The sequence below is a fragment of the Daejeonella lutea genome (assembly GCF_900168015.1).
Lineage (GTDB): Bacteria > Bacteroidota > Bacteroidia > Sphingobacteriales > Sphingobacteriaceae > Daejeonella > Daejeonella lutea.
Window position 1 is genome coordinate 705936 of record NZ_FUYR01000001.1, and the last position, 18115, is coordinate 724050.

Below are 18115 nucleotides of genomic sequence, written 5' to 3' on the forward strand. Positions count from 1 at the left end.
TTAGTTGATGAGCGAGCTTCGAAAGAGGCTCGTTTTTTTTGTTGGAATCAAGAACCTGGGAACAAGATAGAAGCGAGTTAAGTTGAAGTATAAATTTTGAAGTGTTGCATGACCCAACTTGCTGTTAAGAGACTATCTATCCGACATGCCCCATACTGGTGTAAGCCACCAAAATTTTGATTCTTGCCTCAAATAATACCCACAAAAAAACCCTCTCAAATGAATGAGAAGGTCTTTCTTGTAATTTTTGGTTAATTAGTGTTTTACTGAATCAACAGCAACTGCAGCAGCTGAATCAACAGTATCGATTTGAGCTTCTAAAGAATCAGTAGTTACTTCTGCAGTAGAATCAATTGTGTCAGCAGCAGCTTCTTCAGTTTTGTTTGAGTTACAAGCAGCAACTGATAAAGAGATAGCTAGAGCTAAGAAACCGAATTTGAATAAATTTTTCATTGTTTAGTGGTTAAAAGTTATTTAAATAATTTACACTTAATACCCGTTAATTGAAAAGGTAACCCGCTGATTTGAAAAAAATATAAAAAAATATTTTTGCTATCATTGGGTTACAATTCCCCGTAAAAAGTATTAATAGTGAGAAAAGAGATAAAAAGTTCAGTTCCAGCCGATAATGAGATCATACTGGGAATACTGAATGACTCTAAAGATATATTAAACCGGCTTTACAAAACTTATTTCCCTATGGTACTTCAATTAGTACTGAACAATAATGGAAATGAGGATGATGCAAAGGATATTTTTCAGGAGTCGGTTATCGTTCTTTATAATAAGGTTAAAAGCGGAAATTTTGAGCTGAACAGTAAGCTCAAAACTTTTTTATATTCTGTTTGTCGGCGATTGTGGCTGAAACGCCTGAACGCTCAGAGTCGCAATGTTCGAAACATTGAGGATTTTTCTGAAATAATTCCTATCGAGGATGATTTGGAGAAGCACGAAGAGAAAGACAGACAGTTTACAATGATGGAACATGCGCTTAAGCAATTGGGAGAGCCATGCAAGACCATAATTGAAGATTACTACTTACAAAATAGATCTATGCAGGAGATCTCTGAAAAGTTCGGCTATACCAATGCGGATAATGCCAAAACTCAGAAGTATAAATGCCTGCAGCGATTGAAAAAGCTATTTTTTCAATCATAATTAAAGAAAATGAATAAGGATACTGAAATTACCAATTTGATCGATGCGTATCTAAGGGGTGAGCTGTCACCCGCTGAACTTGCGGATTTTCAACAGAAAAGAAGTACCGATCCGGCTTTTGATCTCAATGTAGTTGAACATGAAAACCTTGTAAGTCACCTGACTGAATATGGCGAAAGAGTTCGGCTGACAGCGGAGATGAACACTATTCACCAGGAAATCGATGTTGATTCGTTAAAAAGAGAAGTGAAACCAGATCTTCCGGTTATCCACAAACTTTGGAATAAATATCGTGTAAGTACAGCAATTGCTGCAACTGTTGCGATGATTGCTGTATTCGGGACATTATTTTCTACAGGCTATTTTACGGAGAAAATTTCTGACAGCTATTTGAGACGTAAATTGAGCAGCATTGAGCGCTCTCAAAATGCCCTTAATAAAAAGCTTACTGATAAGCCCGCGAGAGGGCCAGTTAATCCAGGTCAGTTTGGTGGTACCGGTTTTGCAATTACGTCTAACGGGTATGTCGTAACTAATTATCATGTTGTTAAAGACGCAGATTCTATTTATGTACAGAACTCTGCAGGTGAATCTTACAAGGCAAAGCAAATTTATATCGATCCATCCTATGATCTGGCTGTATTACAAATTGTAGATACTGCCTTTAAGGATCTGGCTTCACTGCCTTACACGTTTAAAAGATCTGCATCTAATGTCGCGGAAGGCGTTTATACCGTAGGTTTTCCAAAAGATGATTTGGTATATAATGAGGGTTATGTAAGCTCTAAAAATGGTTATGCTGGAGATACAGTTGCATACCAGGTTTCTATCGCTGTTAATCCGGGAAATAGTGGTGGACCACTTCTGGATAATAGAGGTAACGTGGTGGGAATTATCAACCGTAAACAGACCCTTGTAGACGGGGTGGCATTCGCTGTGAAGTCGAGTTATTTGTTAAAAGCCATAGAGGCGATTCCACAAGATTCATTGATCGATAAGTTAGTTTTGAATAAACGTAACCAGATGGCAGGTTTAAAACCTTCTGAACAGTTCAAAAAACTGGAACCTTATATCTTTATGGTAAAAGTATATTAAGGTAATTAATAAATTGAGGTCATAAATCCTGGCTTTAGCCGGGATTTTTTGTTATTAGGCTGACTGATTCTACTTGAATTGCCATTGATATAGGGTATCCTTGGCTCGCACCTTGAACATTACCTGTCTACTTCACCAAGCACGATATCAATTGAACCCAGTATCGCTACCAAATCAGCAATCAAAACCCCTCGAGTTATTTCTGGTAGTACAGATAGGTTATTGAAGCTCGGTGCACGTGCCTTTACACGTTTCGGGATCTCTGTTTTTCCATCAGTAATAAAATAATAGCCAAGTTCGCCTTTAGGATTCTCGGCGCGGATATAAAAATCCTGCTCTTTGGGTATAATCTTTTTAGGAAGTTTTGCACGTGGGTCGAATTCAGGGGTCCGTTTCAGCTCTTTTTGAAGACGCTCCAGGCATTGCTCAATGATACGAACTGATTCTACTATCTCGTCGACGCGTACTTTGTAGCGGTCCCAGCAATCTCCTGCTTTACCCATTTCGCCTTTTCCGATAGGAATGTCGAATTCTAGTTCAGGGTATACCGAATATTCGTCTATACGACGCAGATCCCATTTCAATCCGGACCCCCTTAACATTGGTCCCGAACAGCCATAATTGATCGCAACATCCAGAGGAAGAATGCCGACACCGGCAGTCCTGTTAATAAAGATCTGGTTATCGGTTAGCAACTCATTGAGCTCTTGTAGCTTCGGTTTGAAATAGTCTATAAACTCTTTGCAGCGCTCTTCAAACCCAACAGGTAAATCGTAAAACAAACCGCCAACCCAGATGTAATTGTAAAGCATCCGCGATCCTGAAGCCCATTCTAGCATATTCATGATATGTTCCCGGTCGCGGAAGCACCACAGGAAAGGAGTGAAGGCGCCAATGTCAATCCCATAAGTTCCAATGGCTATCAGGTGCGAACCAATACGATTCAGCTCGCAGACAAGAACACGTATGTATTCGATCCGCTTAGGAATATCCTTATCGATACCCATCATCCGTTCAACCCCCATTACAAAGGCATGGTCGTTATTCATGGATGCCAGATAATCCATTCTGTCGACAAAAGGAATGATCTGCTGGTAGCTCAGGCTTTCACAGTGTTTTTCAAAGCAGCGATGTAGATAGCCCATATGAGGAAGGACCTCTTTAACGATTTCCCCATCTGTAATTAATTCAAGTCGCAGGACACCGTGGGTTGAAGGATGCTGCGGACCCATGTTGATGATCATCTCTTCCGGTTCGAGATGTTCCGTAAGCTGGGTATATCTTGTTTTAACTGGGCGCATTAGTGTGAGCTGTGAATCTTCAATACGAATAATGTGTGCAATTTCTGCAACTAACTTATTTTTATGCCTTTATATTCATCGGCAGCAACATAATCTTTACGAAGGGGATATCCTTCCCAGTCATCAGGAAGAAGTATTCGCCTAAGATCAGGATTTCCTTCGAATAAGATACCGAACAAATCATAGGCTTCTCTTTCATGCCACTCCGCAGTTTTCCAGACGTGGGAAACACTTTGGAAGGATGGGGACTTCTCAGCGTTGCGATCATGTTCTTTAATTACTTTAAGTGTAAGCTGAGATTTGAATGGTATCGATGCGAGATGATATACCACACCGAATTTATTTTCTTCAACACCGTAATCTACCCCGGTAAGACAAGACAGAAAATCAAAATAGGTTTGCTCATTATTGCGTAATTCCAGACACACGCTGGCAATTTGATCAGGGTTAATGATAAGAGCATGCTGAAGTCCGCCGCTTTGTTCCTCAACAATGGCTGAAACACCGAATTTTTCAGTAATAAGGTTCTTAATATCGTCGAATTCCATTTCCATTAAGGGGCAAGCCGAACAATCTTCCAGTTTTGCTTGTCCGCTTTTTTATATACAATTCTGTCGTGAAGCCTGCTGGGACGCCCTTGCCAGAACTCCACTACCTGTGGCCTCACCACGTAACCACCCCAATATGCGGGTTTAGGAATATCTCTGTTTTCATATCGGGATTCAGTTTCGTGCCAGCTTTTCTCCAGTCCTGCACGGCCGTCGATTACCTGGCTTTGAGGTGATACGACCGCGCCAATCTGACTTCCCTTAGGTCGCGAATGGAAATATTTTTCAGATTCTTCCTTGGTCAGTTTATCGACGGTTCCCTCAATGCGGATTTGTCGGGCCAGTTCCGGCCAGAAAAATACAAGTGCAACCACCGGGTTTTTAGCCATTTCTTTGCCCTTAGCACTCAAATAATTGCTATAGAAAATAAAACCTCTTTCCTCGTAGCCTTTCATAAGTACTATCCGTGCAGATGGTTTTCTGTCGATGCTAGTCGTAGCCAGCGTCATGGCGTTTGGCTCGTTGATACCAGCATCCATTGCCTCCTTAAACCACTTTCCGAACTGCTTAATAGGGTCTTTAGCCACATCCTTTTCAGATAAACTCTCGGAGCTGTATTCCTGGCGTAAGTTTTCGATAACTGTTTTTTCTACTGACATTCTTTGATAATAAGCACAATGAGGGCGGGAAGGTATTTCCCTGCACAAACTTAACAAATGCGAGCTGGATTTTATTAGTTTGGGGTGTATCCTTTATATTTATCTTATAGAAATGAGTTATGAGGTACTAGAAATGATCTGAAAAAAGATGAATATAAGACTACTTAATTCCTATGATTTAATAACTGGTTGGTGCGCTAGAAAGAAGTCCATATGTCACAGCCAATATGTCACAGCCTACTCCGTAAAACACTTTATGACCGATCTTGTTATCCTCCTATGCTAACTCCCGTTAAACCTCAAAAAGGAAGCCTGCTTGTTTCAGAGCCATTCATGCTGGATCCGAATTTTAAACGCTCAGTCGTTCTTCTAACTGAATTTGAAGAGCAGGGAGCTATTGGTTTTATTTTGAACCAAAGAAGCGATTTTATTGTCAGTGATATACTTCCAGAATCTAATTGTTCATTGCCGGTTTATATCGGCGGCCCGGTAGCCAACGATACCCTCCACTTTATCCATTCTTGTTATGACAAACTGAGCAGCGGCATCGAAATTATGGAAGGTGTATATTGGGGTGGGAACTTTGAAGCCCTGCAAATTTTGATCAGCAACAATCAAATTGACAGTTCTGAAATTAAGTTCTTTATGGGATACTCTGGGTGGGCAGAAGAACAGCTTGAAAGTGAACTGGATCAGAACTCATGGCTGGTCGCCAGCAAGTATAATTCAGAGGTAATTTTTGTTGAGGATGAAGAAAACTTGTGGAAAGAGGTGGTGATTGGATTAGGTCCAAAATATGCCCACATTGCAAATTTCCCGGAAAATCCGCAGTGGAACTAGCTTTGAGATGAGCCATAAGTTGTGAGAAATGAGCATAAACCTGACGTACCATTTGTGGAACTGGAGCAGATCTCAAATCTCATTTCTCATCACCCTTCCATCTCTTTCGCACTCTCTTCCACCTTTTTTCTCAACTCTTCCTTAAAATCAATTAATTTTTGTGATAAAGTCGTATCAGCGGTTCCAAGTATTTGAGCTGCCAGTATGCCTGCGTTCTTTGCCGCGTTAAGTGCTACTGTGGCTACAGGAATTCCATTAGGCATTTGAAGGATCGAAAGTACAGAATCCCAGCCGTCAATAGAATTTGACGATTTTACCGGAACACCGATAACAGGTATATGCGTAATGGACGCAACCATTCCAGGCAGATGAGCAGCACCACCCGCACCAGCGATGATCACACGTAATCCTCTTCCATGAGCTGATTTTGCATAATGGAACATCCGCTCAGGGGTTCTGTGAGCTGATACCACTGTCAGTTCATAGCTAACACCTAATTCCTTCAAAACATCAGCAGCATCCTGCATCACATTAAGATCGGATTTGCTTCCCATTATTATTCCAACCAGCGGTACGTTGGTTTGCTTAGTATTATCCATTGTATTGAATATAAGTATTTTAACTTAATAAATTAAATCTTTACTTTAATAGTTGTCTGCACAAACTTTGCCTTTTCTATGGCTTTTTCCCTGTCATCGTCAAGAATTGTCACATGGCCCATTTTTCGAAAAGGCTTAGTAAGCTTCTTACCATAAAGATGTACATACACTCCATCTATTTTAAGAATATTATTCAGTCCTTCATATTCAGCGGGTCCTTCAAATCCTTTTTCTCCCAAAAGATTGATCATCACGGCATTGCTTATTGAACGGGTATCGCCAAGTGGTAAATTAAAAATCGCCCGTAGATGCTGCTCATATTGAGAGGTATAGTTTCCCTCAATGGTTTGATGTCCACTATTGTGCGGACGGGGAGCGAGTTCATTCACGAGTATTTCTCCGTCTTTAGTCAGGAATAGTTCAACGGCCAATACCCCGACAATTTTGAGATCCTGGGCAATCTTTACAGCCAGTTCATCGGCTTTCTTAAGTATTTCTTCAGGCAGCGTAGATGGAGATATGAGAAATTCAACCAAGTTCGCTTCCGGATTAAACTCCATTTCTACACACGGAAAGGTCTTAATTTCCCCATCTTCATTCCGGGAAACGATCACTGCCAGCTCTTTTTCAAAATCAACCCAATCTTCAATAAGGCTGGGAGCATCGAATGCAGCATCCAGATCGGCAGTGCTTCTGACAGGATGAACACCTCGTCCGTCGTACCCGTCTTTTCGGAGTTTTTGAATGAATGGCAGCGAAAATTCTACATTCTTGAGCTCAGTACGGTTTTGAATCAACTGAAATCTTGAGCTGGGTATGTCATTCTCTTTGAAAAACTGCTTTTGTACACCTTTGTCCTGGATCAACCTGATTACACGCGACTGTGGATAAACCAAAACGCCTTCGTTTTCAAGTTGCTCCAATGCATCTACATTAACTTTTTCTATCTCTATCGTGATCAGATCAACACCCTTGCCAAATTCATATACTGTTTGATAATCTGTAAGTGAACCTTTAACGAACTTATTACAAAGGTCTTTACAGGGGGCATCAGCATCTGGATCCAGGACATGAGTAGTGATATTGAAGTTTATTGATTCCTGGATAAGCATCCGCCCAAGCTGACCGCCGCCTAATATTCCAAGTTTCAAATCCCCGTAAAATGATTTCATAGTGTATTAAATTGTTTGCTCTTAGCTATTAAGTAAACTTTCCTGCTCTATCTTCTTCTGTAATTCAAGTATACCGCCTATTAACGATTCCGGTCGTGGCGGACATCCCTGCACATAAACGTCAACAGGTATGATCCGGTCGACCCCTTTGACCACATGGTAGCCATGCTGCCAATATGGACCCCCGCAGTTTGAGCATGACCCCATAGAGATCACATATCTCGGCTCTGGCATTTGTTCATAAAGCCTTCTAATGCGCTCTGCCATCTTGAACGTGACTGTACCGGCTATAATTATGACGTCCGACTGTCGTGGTGAGGGCCTTGGAAAAACTCCAAAACGATCCAGGTCGTAGGTTGATGCCATTGACCCCATCATTTCGATAGCACAGCATGCTATCCCAAAACTCATAGGCCACAAAGATGAAAGACGCGCCCAATTCAGCAGATCATCCATTTTCGTGATTACAAAACCACCGTTATCATTCTTAATTTCTAAACTCACTCTTAGCGTTTTTTAAATTGCGGTTTAAATGCAGGCTTTACCGAAAGGGGTTTGCTATCTTCCTGGATAATCGAGTCATGAAGGACCTGGTTTTCCAAAGAAAACTTTCTTACAATGTAATTGTCATTGTTAATCTTTGCATACATCGACATTGGAACTTTGCCGGGACCAACTGGCAGCTCATTCACAGGTTTGATCCAATTCAGATCACCCTTTTTCCAAACATACATTAAGCCGATTAGAAGAATGCCGATAAAAATGAACATTTCAATCATGGTCAACCAGCCCCAGCGACTGTCCGCAGCCAGCAGTGTCTCCTGGCTAAATATCGTAGCCCAGGGGAAAATAAAAACCATCTCGACATCGAACAGCAAGAATATTAAAGCGACGACATAAAAACGTGAATTGAATTGAATCCACGAACTGCCTGTTGGTTCTTCACCACATTCGTAGGAGCTTAGCTTAGCGGGATTTGGCCTTTTAAGGGCAACGAGCCATCCAAGGAAGAATGTGAACAGGACAAATAAAATGCCCATCACCATGTAGATAAATACCTTGCCGAATTCTGATAGCTGAGATGGTTCGATCATCAGGCCAAAAATAGTAATAAATCGGCAATGGTAACAGTATTCGGGAAACAGAAGTTACCAGGGGCGGAGCCGACTGATCGGTTAAAGGGTGATTAGTAATCAGTAGTCAGTAGTCAGTAATCAGTAGTCAGAAATCGGTAATCCGTAATCGGTAAACGTTTGGTACTGCATATTCGTTGGCACTGATTACTGAATACTGTTTCTAAATCCCAGGCACATGTGGATAAGGTTTTTTTGATTTTAAAACTCTTAACTGCAAATTCGCATCACAATTACGAACAGGAATGAGCCAGAGCAATTATAAAAAAATAGCATCAGAATTATCCGTGCAGGAGAAGCAGGTTGAGGTAACTGTAAAATTATTAGATGAAGGAGGTACGGTTCCGTTCATTTCCCGTTACCGTAAAGAGATGACCGGAAGTCTTGATGAGGTTCAAGTCGCTGCTATAAGGGATAGGATGCAGCAATTACTCGATCTGGATAAGCGGAGGGAAGCGATATTGAAATCTATGACTGATCTGAATGTGCTCACACCCGAGTTAGAAACGCTGATTAAGAATGCAGAGACGATGGTTGCCCTGGAAGATATTTACCTTCCCTACAAACCTAAACGTAAAACCAAAGCATCGGCAGCCAGGGAGCGTGGGTTACAGCCATTGGCAGATAAAGTGCTCGAACAGCTGAATATTGATCTGGAGCTTGAAGCCGCTAAATATATTGATGAAGAAAAAGGAGTAGCTACCACTGCTGATGCCCTCGCGGGTGCCAGGGATATACTTGCAGAGTTTATGGCCGAAAATGCTGATCTCCGGTCTAAAATGCGTGAGTTTTTTCTTAACAAAGGGAGTTTTCATTCCAAGCTTATAAAGGGAAAAGAAGAAGCCGGACAGAAATACAAAGATTACTTCGACTGGAGTGAACCCGTAAAATCTGCGCCGTCACATCGTGTACTTGCGCTGAGGAGGGCAGAGAAAGAGATCATACTTACCCTGGATATTGAAGTACCGGAAGACGAGGCCCTGATCATATTAGAAAATATGTTTGTCACCAGCAACAACCCATCATCTGCTGAAGTAAAGCTTGCTGCTGCTGATTCCTTTAAACGCCTCATCAAGCCGTCAATGGAAACGGAAGTAAGATTACTGACGAAAAAGGCTGCTGATACTGAAGCCATTCGTGTTTTTGCTGATAACGCTCGCCAATTATTGCTTGCCGCACCTGTCGGACAAAAACGTATTATGGCAATTGACCCTGGTTTCAGGACCGGATGTAAAGTTGTTTGTTTAGACGAACAAGGCCAGCTCCTGGAAAACACCAACATTTACCCCCATAATGGGAATGAAAGTTCGAAAGAAGCTGCAAAAACAGTACGATTTTTGGCAGAGAAATATAAAATCGAAGCTATCGCAATCGGGAACGGTACTGCCGGACGTGAAACGGAGACATTTGTGCGATCACTTGATCTCACAGATATCATTGTAGTGATGGTAAATGAAAGCGGCGCATCCATATATTCAGCCTCAGAGGTTGCGCGGGAAGAATTTCCAGATAAAGATATCACCGTAAGAGGGGCCGTTTCAATAGGGCGACGCCTGATGGATCCTTTAGCTGAACTCGTTAAAATTGACCCTAAATCGATAGGGGTTGGACAATATCAGCATGATGTTGACCAAAATCATTTACAGACCTCCCTGGATGATACGGTAATCAGCTGTGTGAATTCAATCGGAGTGGAACTCAACACAGCATCTAAACAGATCCTTTCGTATATCTCCGGTCTTGGTCCCCAACTTGCTCAAAACATAGTAGAGCATAGAAACAAGAACGGAGCATTTAAAAGAAGATCGGATCTCAAGCAAATTCCCCGGCTGGGTGAAAAAGCTTTTGAGCAGGCAGCCGGCTTTCTCCGGATTAGAAATTCGGATCATCCGCTAGACGGCAGTGCAGTACATCCTGAAAGGTATAGCCTGGTTGAAAAAATGGCAAGAGACCTGGGATGTTCACTTGAAGAGCTTATCAAAGAAGATAAATTCAGGAAGCAGATAAAGCTGCAAAATTATGTGAGTGAAACCGTTGGATTGCCCACATTAAACGATATACTAAATGAACTGGCTAAGCCGGGATTGGATCCCAGAGAGCAGTTCGAGGCATTTACTTTTTCTGACGGAATCAATGCGATCACTGATTTGCATGTTGGTATGACTCTGCCCGGAATTGTTACTAATATCACAGCCTTTGGAGCATTTGTTGATATTGGTGTTCATCAGGATGGCCTCGTCCATGTTAGCCAGCTGTCAAATAAATTTGTAAAAGACCCGAACGAAGTAGTTAAAGTAAGTCAGAAGGTTCAGGTTAAAGTAACAGAAATCGATGTTGCACGCAAGCGGATAGCACTGACAATGAAAACGGAGGAAGCGCCGGCAGCTAAACCAAAACCTAAATTTGTAAAACCTGAGCGGACAGAATCGCGGCCAGTACAGAAACCGCGGCCTGAGCCTGAAACCGATATCGCCATAAAACTGGCGGCATTGAAAGATAAGTTTTCATGAATAAGGAACAAGACTTTGATGCTATTATTATCGGTGGAGGTGCATGCGGACTAATGTGTGCGGTTCAGGCAGGGTATCTAGGCAAAAAGGTCCTGATTCTTGAAAAGAATGATAAAGTAGGGGCGAAGATCCTTATTTCGGGAGGCGGCAGGTGCAATTTTGCCAACTTATATGCTACTGAAGCCAATTTCATTTCGCAGAATCCTCATTTCTGCAAGTCTGCATTTTCACAGTTCACCGTTCAGGATACCATAAGTTTTTTCGAGACCTATGGCATAAATGGCCAGGAGAAAACGCTGGGACAGCTGTTTCCTGAAACCAATAATGCAAAGGATATTGTCAGGGTGTTTGAAGATTTGTGCTATGAAATGGGGCAGGAGATTATTTGCGGGGCCGAAGTTAAGCAGATCACTCAATGCGCCAACGGAGGATTTGATATTTCCTATGAGAAAAATGCTAAACTCAAAACTCTATCAGCGGCAAAGGTTGTAGTCACATCAGGGGGATTGCCGATACCAAAAATGGGGGCTACAGACTTCGGAATTCGTATTGCAAAGCAATTTGGATTAAAGGTAATACCAACAGCACCCGCGCTGGTGCCCCTCACCATTACCGGGAAAGATGCAGAATGGTATGCTCAACTGTCTGGCAATTCGATTTTTTGCAGGGTATCAAATACTCGCATCAGTTTTGAGGAGAATATACTTTTTACGCACTGGGGTCTCAGCGGACCAGCAATCCTCCAAATTTCTTCGTACTGGCGGCCTGGTGAACACATTGAAATTGATCTTCTTCCCAATGATAAAATCAAAGATCTAATTGAGGCTGGTCGAGCAGTAAATGGGCGAAAGACACTTGGGGGTATGCTGGCTGAGATCTATACCAAGAAGTTTGCTGATGCCCTTGCTAAATTTCTCCCGGTAACTAAGAACCTGGCCTCCCTAACAAAAGCCGAGCTGAATGAAATAGAAAGAATGATACATTTCTTTATCGTGAAGCCGGCGGGTGATAAAGGCTATGATAAAGCTGAGGTTATGCGTGGAGGCATTGACACCGATGAATTATCATCCAAATCCCTGGAGTCAAAAAAAATTCCCGGCCTATTCTTTGGTGGCGAATGTGTAGACGTAACCGGCTGGCTTGGAGGGTATAACTTTCAGTGGGCCTGGTCTAGTGGATATATTATGGCTCAACATTTGTAGAGGAAGCTATAAAACACAAGATCATGAAACTTTTTTTACTAATGTGCCTGATTAGTTTGGCATCATGTAATGCCATACAACCCACCGCCGACCAGCCAAAGCTTGGTGAATCAAACTGGAAGTTGATTTCAATCGAGAAACGACCAGTTAATTATGGCGATAGGGCTTTTATTAAATTTGATGAAAAAGAAAACAAGATCAGCGGAAAAGCTGCTTGCAACTCATTCTTTTCAGAATATGAAATGATTGGCCAAAAGATTACGTTTTCAGGAATAGGATCAACCAAAATGTATTGTGAAGGAATTATGGATGATGAAAATCAGATCATCACTCACCTTCAAAAAACAACAAAGTATGAAGTTAAAGCTGATATGCTTTATTTATACGCCGGTGATAAGCTTGCGCTTACGTTTAAGAGATAGGGATTAAGTATCAAGTAGCAAGTAGCAAGTATTGAGTACCAAGTATCAACCTGCCCGGCGGCAGGCTGAGCATCGCGTATCAAGATTTGACCGTCGGCAGCGTTTATGGCAGGGCTTAATTTCCGTGTCTTACTACCACATTTTTCGTGTGATCCTGCTAAATCCAAACAGGCTTATCTTGATTCTTGATACATACTACTTAATTCTTCGTCTTAGTCACATTCGGGATGCGTAAAAACGTGAGTTTCAACATTTCCTTGCGGGATAGTAAAGCTTTCGCCACGGCTCATCTTCCACCAGAATAAGCCCCGCGGTTTTTCGCGGCTGATTGTTTCGTTCATCGTTTCTGCATCGTATACGCGGCCGTTGATCATCACATACCTAATCTTTTCAGTATTCCTGATATCTTCCAGAGGGTTAGCATCCAAAACGATCAGATCGGCAAGCTTGCCGGTCTCCAGTGAGCCTAATTCTTTTCCCATACCCAGGTGCTCGGCTCCGTTTAACGTAGCACTCCGAATAGCTTGTAGCGGGCTCATGCCACCCTGCGCGAGCATCCACAATTCCCAGTGAGCACCTATTCCCTGGATCTGTCCGTGCGCTCCTAAATTAACTTTAGTGCCACCATCCGCAAGCTGTTTCGCTGCCCTCGACACATCAATGTGACCGTAGTCAGCAAATTCAGAAGTTGTCCGTCTTCTGGAGCGTGAGTCAATAATATTTCTTGGAGTATAACTGAGCAGACGCTCGTTCTCCCAGACGTTTGTACGGTCGTACCAGAAATTCTCACCTGATTGAGATCCGTAGCTAACAATCAGCGTTGGGGTGTAAGAAGTAGTGCTTTTATTCCAGAATGTTTTTACATCCTTATAAACCGGAACAGGAGGAATGTTATGCTCGATGCTGGTGTGTCCATCCGCGATATGAGTAAGATTATGAAAAAACGTAGAGCCACCTTCAGGTACAACCTCCATCTGCAGCTCGCGAGCTGCCTGGATAATTTGCTGCCTTTGGTCGCGGCGCGGCTGATTGTATGATTTTACTGAAAAGGCACCCACAGCTTTCATTCTTCTGAGGGCCGATCTGGCATCATCGAGATTGTTAATTACTGCTTTGAAATCCCCGTCTGCTCCATACAGAATAGTTCCTGTTGAATAAACCCTTGGACCGACCATTCTGCCTGACTTTAGCATTTCAGACTGGCTAAAAACCATTTCCGTGTTTGCAGAAGGGTCGTGCGATGTTGTCACTCCGTATGCGAGGTTAGCATAATAACTCCAATCCTGCTGCGGGGATACACCATCACCGCTGGCTCTAAGATGGCCATGAACATCGATAATTCCCGGCATAATAGTTTTTCCGTTCGCATTGATAACCTTTGCATCAGCCGGAACCGCAATATTAGCTCCAATAGCAATAATCTTATTCTTTTCAATCACGATTGTTCCATTCTCAATAACTTCATCGCCCTTCATCGTTATGATGCGTGCACCGGTGATTGCGATGATTCCGTCAGGAAGATCAGATTTAAGCTTCAAGCCAATATCAATTCCAGCAGTGTCAACCTTTGCAGACTTATCGCCGCTTCCTTCGAGGAAGGGAAATACATTTTTTATCTCCCTGGTAAAGTAACGCGGACCCAAAGTCCAGTTTAATTTTTGCGAATCCTTACTCCAGTGAATATATGTTCCGGCGTCCCTTGTAATTTTAGTCAGCGGTATAGATTTATTGCTGGCCGAAAGATCAACCGCGGTACCTGTGTTGACCAATGGGGTTATATAAACGTTAAATAGCTCGGTGAATGCAATCCATTTCCCATCAGGACTTGGAGCGAATATATTTGCATATTGAGAAGTAAAATGAGTACGGACACCACCGCCATTCAAGTCAACACTTTTAAGTGCTTTTTTTCCAGATTCATTGCTTTGAAACCAAATGCGCGTGTCATCCTGATTGAAGATCGGGCGGATACCGTTATTCAAAACAAGTTTTGGCTTGCCACCTTCAGATGGCATAATGTACATTCCCGGATTTTTGCCAAAAGCATAGCCTAAAACATCGTTTCCAATACCTTTCCTGAAAACGATCTTATCGCCCCTGTTCGAAAATCTTGGACTGTAATAGTATCCTTTTTCTGAAGTGAGCTTAGTTATCATCTGCGACTGCAGGTCCTTTTTAAAAATAGAACCTCTTTGCTCATCATTCCAGCTTACATATATGATTGAACGTCCGTCGGGACTGAATTCAGGTTCGAATTCAAAATCGGTCCCGGTGCTTATGCGCACAGGAACACCATCCGGAAGTACTTTGGTATAAATATATCCGGCTGCATTAAAGGCAATCATCTTTCCATCTGGAGACGTGCTAAGCTGACGCACCATCTTCACATCGAACTCATCACGGAAAACCTTTTGCTCAAAATGTAGTGCCTCAGTAATCGAGTGGGTAGCATTAACTTCAAAAGGAATTTCAGAAACATATTGCGTTAACACCTCCAGGTTTTTTATTTTACCATTGGCGTAGAAGATGATGTTTTTGCTATCCGGAGTCCAGGAGAAGTTTGGATACACCCCAAAAATCGCCCAGGCTTCCTGCTGATCATGAGTAAGGTCTTCATAAACCGGCCATTCTTCACCAGTTTCCAGATCCTGCAAAAATAAAACACTTTTTAGCCGTACGCGCTTTACAAAGGCCAGTTTCTTGCCATCCGGCGATACTTGCGGTCGTACTGCGCCGCCATCACCACCAGCTATGGTTTCTATTTCGCCAGTTTCCCTGTTCAGTCTCCTGATATTATAAATTTCGCCATTGGGATCTTTATTGTACTGGAATGTTGGTCCCGGGCTAACATCTTCCGAAAAATAAACATACTTACCATCTGGGGATACTTCCGGCTCGCCTGCATCCTGCTGATCATTTTTTCTTTTTGTAAGCTGTACTCCATCACCACCACCTGCTACGTGATACATCCACATTTCGCCGGCACCGAGCGAACGGCTGCTTGTAAAATGCTTTCTGGCTATCAGGTATTGATTGTCAGGAGTCCATACAGCATTGTTTAAGAGGCGAAAAGTTTCCTTCGTAATGGCACGTTTGCCTGAGCCATCGGCATTCATCACCCAAATATTATCCCCTCCTTCTTTATCGCTGGTATACGAGATCAGTTTTCCATTAGGGCTAAATCGGGGTTGAACTTCTGAAGCGAGTCCACCTGCAAGCAAAGTCGCTTTACCGCCGCTAACAGGCATTTTATATATATCCCCCAGCATGTCAAAAACAATTTCTTTACCGTCAGGACTAAGATCCAAATTCATCCAGGTGCCTTCGTTGGTCTGAAAGGAAAAAGATTTACTAGGGCCAGCTGGTTTCTCAACATTCCATTTCGCGTTCTGCTGTCCGAAAACTGTGTGGCTAAATATCAGGGCTAAAATTATAAAAAGGGATTTCTTCATTTAATCAAACAATTAACTCGCAAAATAACGAATTAGTAAATTAGTAAATGCGCAAATTAGTAAATTAGCCATCTGGCGAAGCATTAGCCATTTCTACCTTCTCCCAATGACCATACATCAGATCCTCCATTCATACTGGGGCTTTGCCAAATTTCGCCCTATGCAGGAGGAGATTATCCAGTCTGTACTCGATGGACATGATACCCTGGCGCTAATGCCAACCGGTGGGGGTAAGTCCGTTTGTTTCCAGGTGCCTGCTTTATTAAAGCCAGGGATATGCATCGTTGTGTCGCCGCTGATCGCCCTCATGAAAGATCAGGTTGAGAATCTCAGGGAGAAAGGCATTTCAGCCATCGCAATCATTTCAGGGATGGGGAAGAGGGAGGTCGATATTGCACTTGATAACTGTATATATGGTAATATCAAGTTTCTGTACCTTTCACCTGAACGTTTGCTTTCAGACCTTGTACGTGAAAGGATCAGGCATATGAACGTAAACCTGATAACAATTGATGAAGCACATTGCATCTCACAATGGGGATATGATTTTCGTCCGCCTTATCTTCATATATCTGAATTGCGCGAACTGCATGCAAAAGTCCCCGTTCTGGCCTTAACAGCTACGGCTACCGACACTGTTGCGCTGGATATTCAGGATAAGCTTAAATTTCGTAAAAGCAACGTATTCCGCAAGTCGTTTGAAAGAAGAAATCTGGGCTATCTGGTTTACAACGAGGAAAATAAATTGCGTAAGCTTTATGCAATTGCCAGGAATGTTAAAGGTACCGGAATTGTGTACGTCAGGAATCGAAGAGAAACCCAGGAAATTGCCCGTCTGCTCAATTTGGAAGGAATAACAGCAGAGTACTACCATGCGGGACTGGACAGTGCTGCCCGAACAAAAAAACAGATGTTATGGAAGAACTCCCAAACGCGTGTGATGGTAGCAACTAATGCGTTTGGAATGGGCATCGACAAGGGCGATGTTCGCTTCGTGGTGCATCTGGACCTGCCAGAAAGCCTTGAAGCCTACTATCAGGAGGCGGGGCGTGCCGGCAGGGATGAGAAGAAAGCCTATGCTGTTTTACTTCATAATAATGCTGATAAGACCCGGTTGCTAAAAAAGCTCGAGCAAAGCTATCCCTCAGTCCGTGAGATTAAGCTGGCCTATCATCATCTGGGCAATTACTTTCAGATTGCATATGGTGCAGGAGAGGGCTTGACTTTAGAAATCGACATAGCTGATTTCTGTAATCGGTTTAAACTGGATGCCATAAAAACTTTGAATGCATTTAAATTTCTGGAGCACGACGAATATATTGCATTAAGCGAAACGGTTTACCTGCCTTCGCGGGTGCAGATATTAATTGGACAGGAAGAGATCTACCGGTTTCAGGTTGAACAGCCAGCGTATGATTCGTTCATAAAAATCCTGCTTCGATCATATGGAGGCTTATTTGATCAGTTTGTTGGAATAAAGGAAACCGATCTGGCCAAAAGACTGGGGATATCCAAGTTGGAAGTAAGCCAAATACTGCGCAAGCTTCACGATATGGAGATCCTTAGCTATATCGAACAAACTGACAAACCGCATATTACTTTTTTAAAACAAAGACTTGATGACCAGCACCTGCAGATCAATGCCCGTTATCTTGCTGATAGGTTTAAAATTAACCAGGAGCAGGTCAGCTCAGTTATTTCTTACGCCGAAACACCTAAATGCCGCAGCCAGCAGTTGCTCAAGTATTTCAACGAAAGTCATGTCCCTGAATGTGGAATTTGTGATGTTTGTATTGAGAAAAAACGAGCAGGTAAAAAGGAGACGATCACCGATGAGATTATCAAAGATGTGCTTAATGTTTTAAGCAATAACTCTTTGCTGCTGGATAATCTTATAAACGCGGTTAAGGCAGGAAACGATAAGGAAAAACTTGAGGTTATCCGAATCTTGCTCGACGCAGGAACTATAAAGGCGAATGGCGAATACTATTACATTTCCTGACTGCAGAAACTTATTAGTTTGC

16 protein-coding genes are annotated in these 18115 nt (G+C 42.5%); 7 read left to right on the plus strand and 9 right to left on the minus strand.

The features are described from left to right. Positions 1 to 255: 255 nt before the first annotated feature. Positions 256 to 453, minus strand: coding sequence for a hypothetical protein (locus B5X60_RS03030; protein ID WP_079701177.1), 198 nt, complete (start codon positions 451 to 453; stop codon positions 256 to 258). A 138-nt stretch (positions 454 to 591) separates the two neighbouring features. Between B5X60_RS03030 and B5X60_RS03035 the strand changes: the two genes are divergently transcribed. Next, positions 592 to 1158, plus strand: a complete 567-nt coding sequence (locus B5X60_RS03035) for an RNA polymerase sigma factor (RefSeq protein WP_079701178.1) — start codon at positions 592 to 594, stop codon at positions 1156 to 1158. A gap of 9 nt (positions 1159 to 1167) precedes the next feature. Next, complete coding sequence (locus B5X60_RS03040) at positions 1168 to 2253, plus strand: S1 family peptidase (protein ID WP_079701179.1); 1086 nt, start codon at positions 1168 to 1170, stop codon at positions 2251 to 2253. Positions 2254 to 2372: 119 nt separating this feature from the next. Here B5X60_RS03040 and B5X60_RS03045 read toward each other — a convergent pair whose 3' ends face one another. From B5X60_RS03045 to pdxH, 3 genes are read right to left on the minus strand one after another with little or no spacing between them, the layout of a single operon-like run. Beyond that, positions 2373 to 3554, minus strand: coding sequence for an NADH-quinone oxidoreductase subunit D (locus B5X60_RS03045; protein WP_079701180.1), 1182 nt, complete (start codon positions 3552 to 3554; stop codon positions 2373 to 2375). A gap of 50 nt (positions 3555 to 3604) precedes the next feature. After that, positions 3605 to 4102, minus strand: a complete 498-nt coding sequence (locus B5X60_RS03050; RefSeq protein ID WP_079702285.1) for an NADH-quinone oxidoreductase subunit C — start codon at positions 4100 to 4102, stop codon at positions 3605 to 3607. 5 nt (positions 4103 to 4107) lie between these two features. Next, positions 4108 to 4761, minus strand: coding sequence for a pyridoxamine 5'-phosphate oxidase (pdxH, locus tag B5X60_RS03055; protein WP_079701181.1), 654 nt, complete (start codon positions 4759 to 4761; stop codon positions 4108 to 4110). 279 nt (positions 4762 to 5040) lie between these two features. On the opposite strand from pdxH, the gene B5X60_RS03060 reads away from it, so the two are divergent. Continuing rightward, complete coding sequence (locus B5X60_RS03060) at positions 5041 to 5601, plus strand: YqgE/AlgH family protein (protein ID WP_079701182.1); 561 nt, start codon at positions 5041 to 5043, stop codon at positions 5599 to 5601. An 89-nt stretch (positions 5602 to 5690) separates the two neighbouring features. Here B5X60_RS03060 and purE read toward each other — a convergent pair whose 3' ends face one another. Genes purE through B5X60_RS03080 form a run of 4 tightly spaced genes read right to left on the minus strand, consistent with a single transcriptional unit; the run spans position 5691 to position 8466 of the window. Next, positions 5691 to 6200, minus strand: coding sequence for a 5-(carboxyamino)imidazole ribonucleotide mutase (gene purE, locus B5X60_RS03065; RefSeq protein ID WP_079701183.1), 510 nt, complete (start codon positions 6198 to 6200; stop codon positions 5691 to 5693). Positions 6201 to 6232: 32 nt separating this feature from the next. Further along, on the minus strand, positions 6233 to 7372 hold the full coding sequence (locus B5X60_RS03070) for a 5-(carboxyamino)imidazole ribonucleotide synthase (protein WP_079701184.1): 1140 nt from the start codon (positions 7370 to 7372) through the stop codon (positions 6233 to 6235). Between the two features lie 21 nt (positions 7373 to 7393). Beyond that, on the minus strand, positions 7394 to 7876 hold the full coding sequence (locus B5X60_RS03075) for an NADH-quinone oxidoreductase subunit B (RefSeq protein WP_079701185.1): 483 nt from the start codon (positions 7874 to 7876) through the stop codon (positions 7394 to 7396). A 2-nt stretch (positions 7877 to 7878) separates the two neighbouring features. Continuing rightward, positions 7879 to 8466, minus strand: coding sequence for an NADH-quinone oxidoreductase subunit A (locus B5X60_RS03080; protein ID WP_079701186.1), 588 nt, complete (start codon positions 8464 to 8466; stop codon positions 7879 to 7881). A 284-nt stretch (positions 8467 to 8750) separates the two neighbouring features. Here B5X60_RS03080 and B5X60_RS03085 point away from each other — a divergent pair, with 284 nt between their 5' ends. From B5X60_RS03085 to B5X60_RS03095, 3 genes are read left to right on the plus strand one after another with little or no spacing between them, the layout of a single operon-like run. Next, positions 8751 to 11015 (plus strand): Tex family protein, encoded by a 2265-nt coding sequence (locus B5X60_RS03085; protein ID WP_079701187.1) that lies wholly within the window; start codon positions 8751 to 8753, stop codon positions 11013 to 11015. Next, the gene (locus B5X60_RS03090) at positions 11012 to 12217 is read left to right on the plus strand and encodes a BaiN/RdsA family NAD(P)/FAD-dependent oxidoreductase (RefSeq protein ID WP_079701188.1); all 1206 of its coding nucleotides are present in this window, start codon (positions 11012 to 11014) and stop codon (positions 12215 to 12217) included. The genes B5X60_RS03085 and B5X60_RS03090 overlap by 4 nt, the downstream gene beginning before the upstream one ends. A 23-nt stretch (positions 12218 to 12240) precedes the next feature. Then, on the plus strand, positions 12241 to 12639 hold the full coding sequence (locus B5X60_RS03095) for an META domain-containing protein (RefSeq protein WP_079701189.1): 399 nt from the start codon (positions 12241 to 12243) through the stop codon (positions 12637 to 12639). 212 nt (positions 12640 to 12851) lie between these two features. Here the strand turns inward: B5X60_RS03095 and B5X60_RS03100 are convergent, their stop codons facing one another. Then, complete coding sequence (locus tag B5X60_RS03100; protein ID WP_079701190.1) at positions 12852 to 16091, minus strand: amidohydrolase family protein; 3240 nt, start codon at positions 16089 to 16091, stop codon at positions 12852 to 12854. Positions 16092 to 16197: 106 nt separating this feature from the next. On the opposite strand from B5X60_RS03100, the gene B5X60_RS03105 reads away from it, so the two are divergent. After that, entirely contained in the window at positions 16198 to 18093 is a 1896-nt protein-coding gene (locus tag B5X60_RS03105) for a RecQ family ATP-dependent DNA helicase (RefSeq protein ID WP_079701191.1), read from the plus strand. The last annotated feature ends 22 nt before the right edge of the window (positions 18094 to 18115 follow it).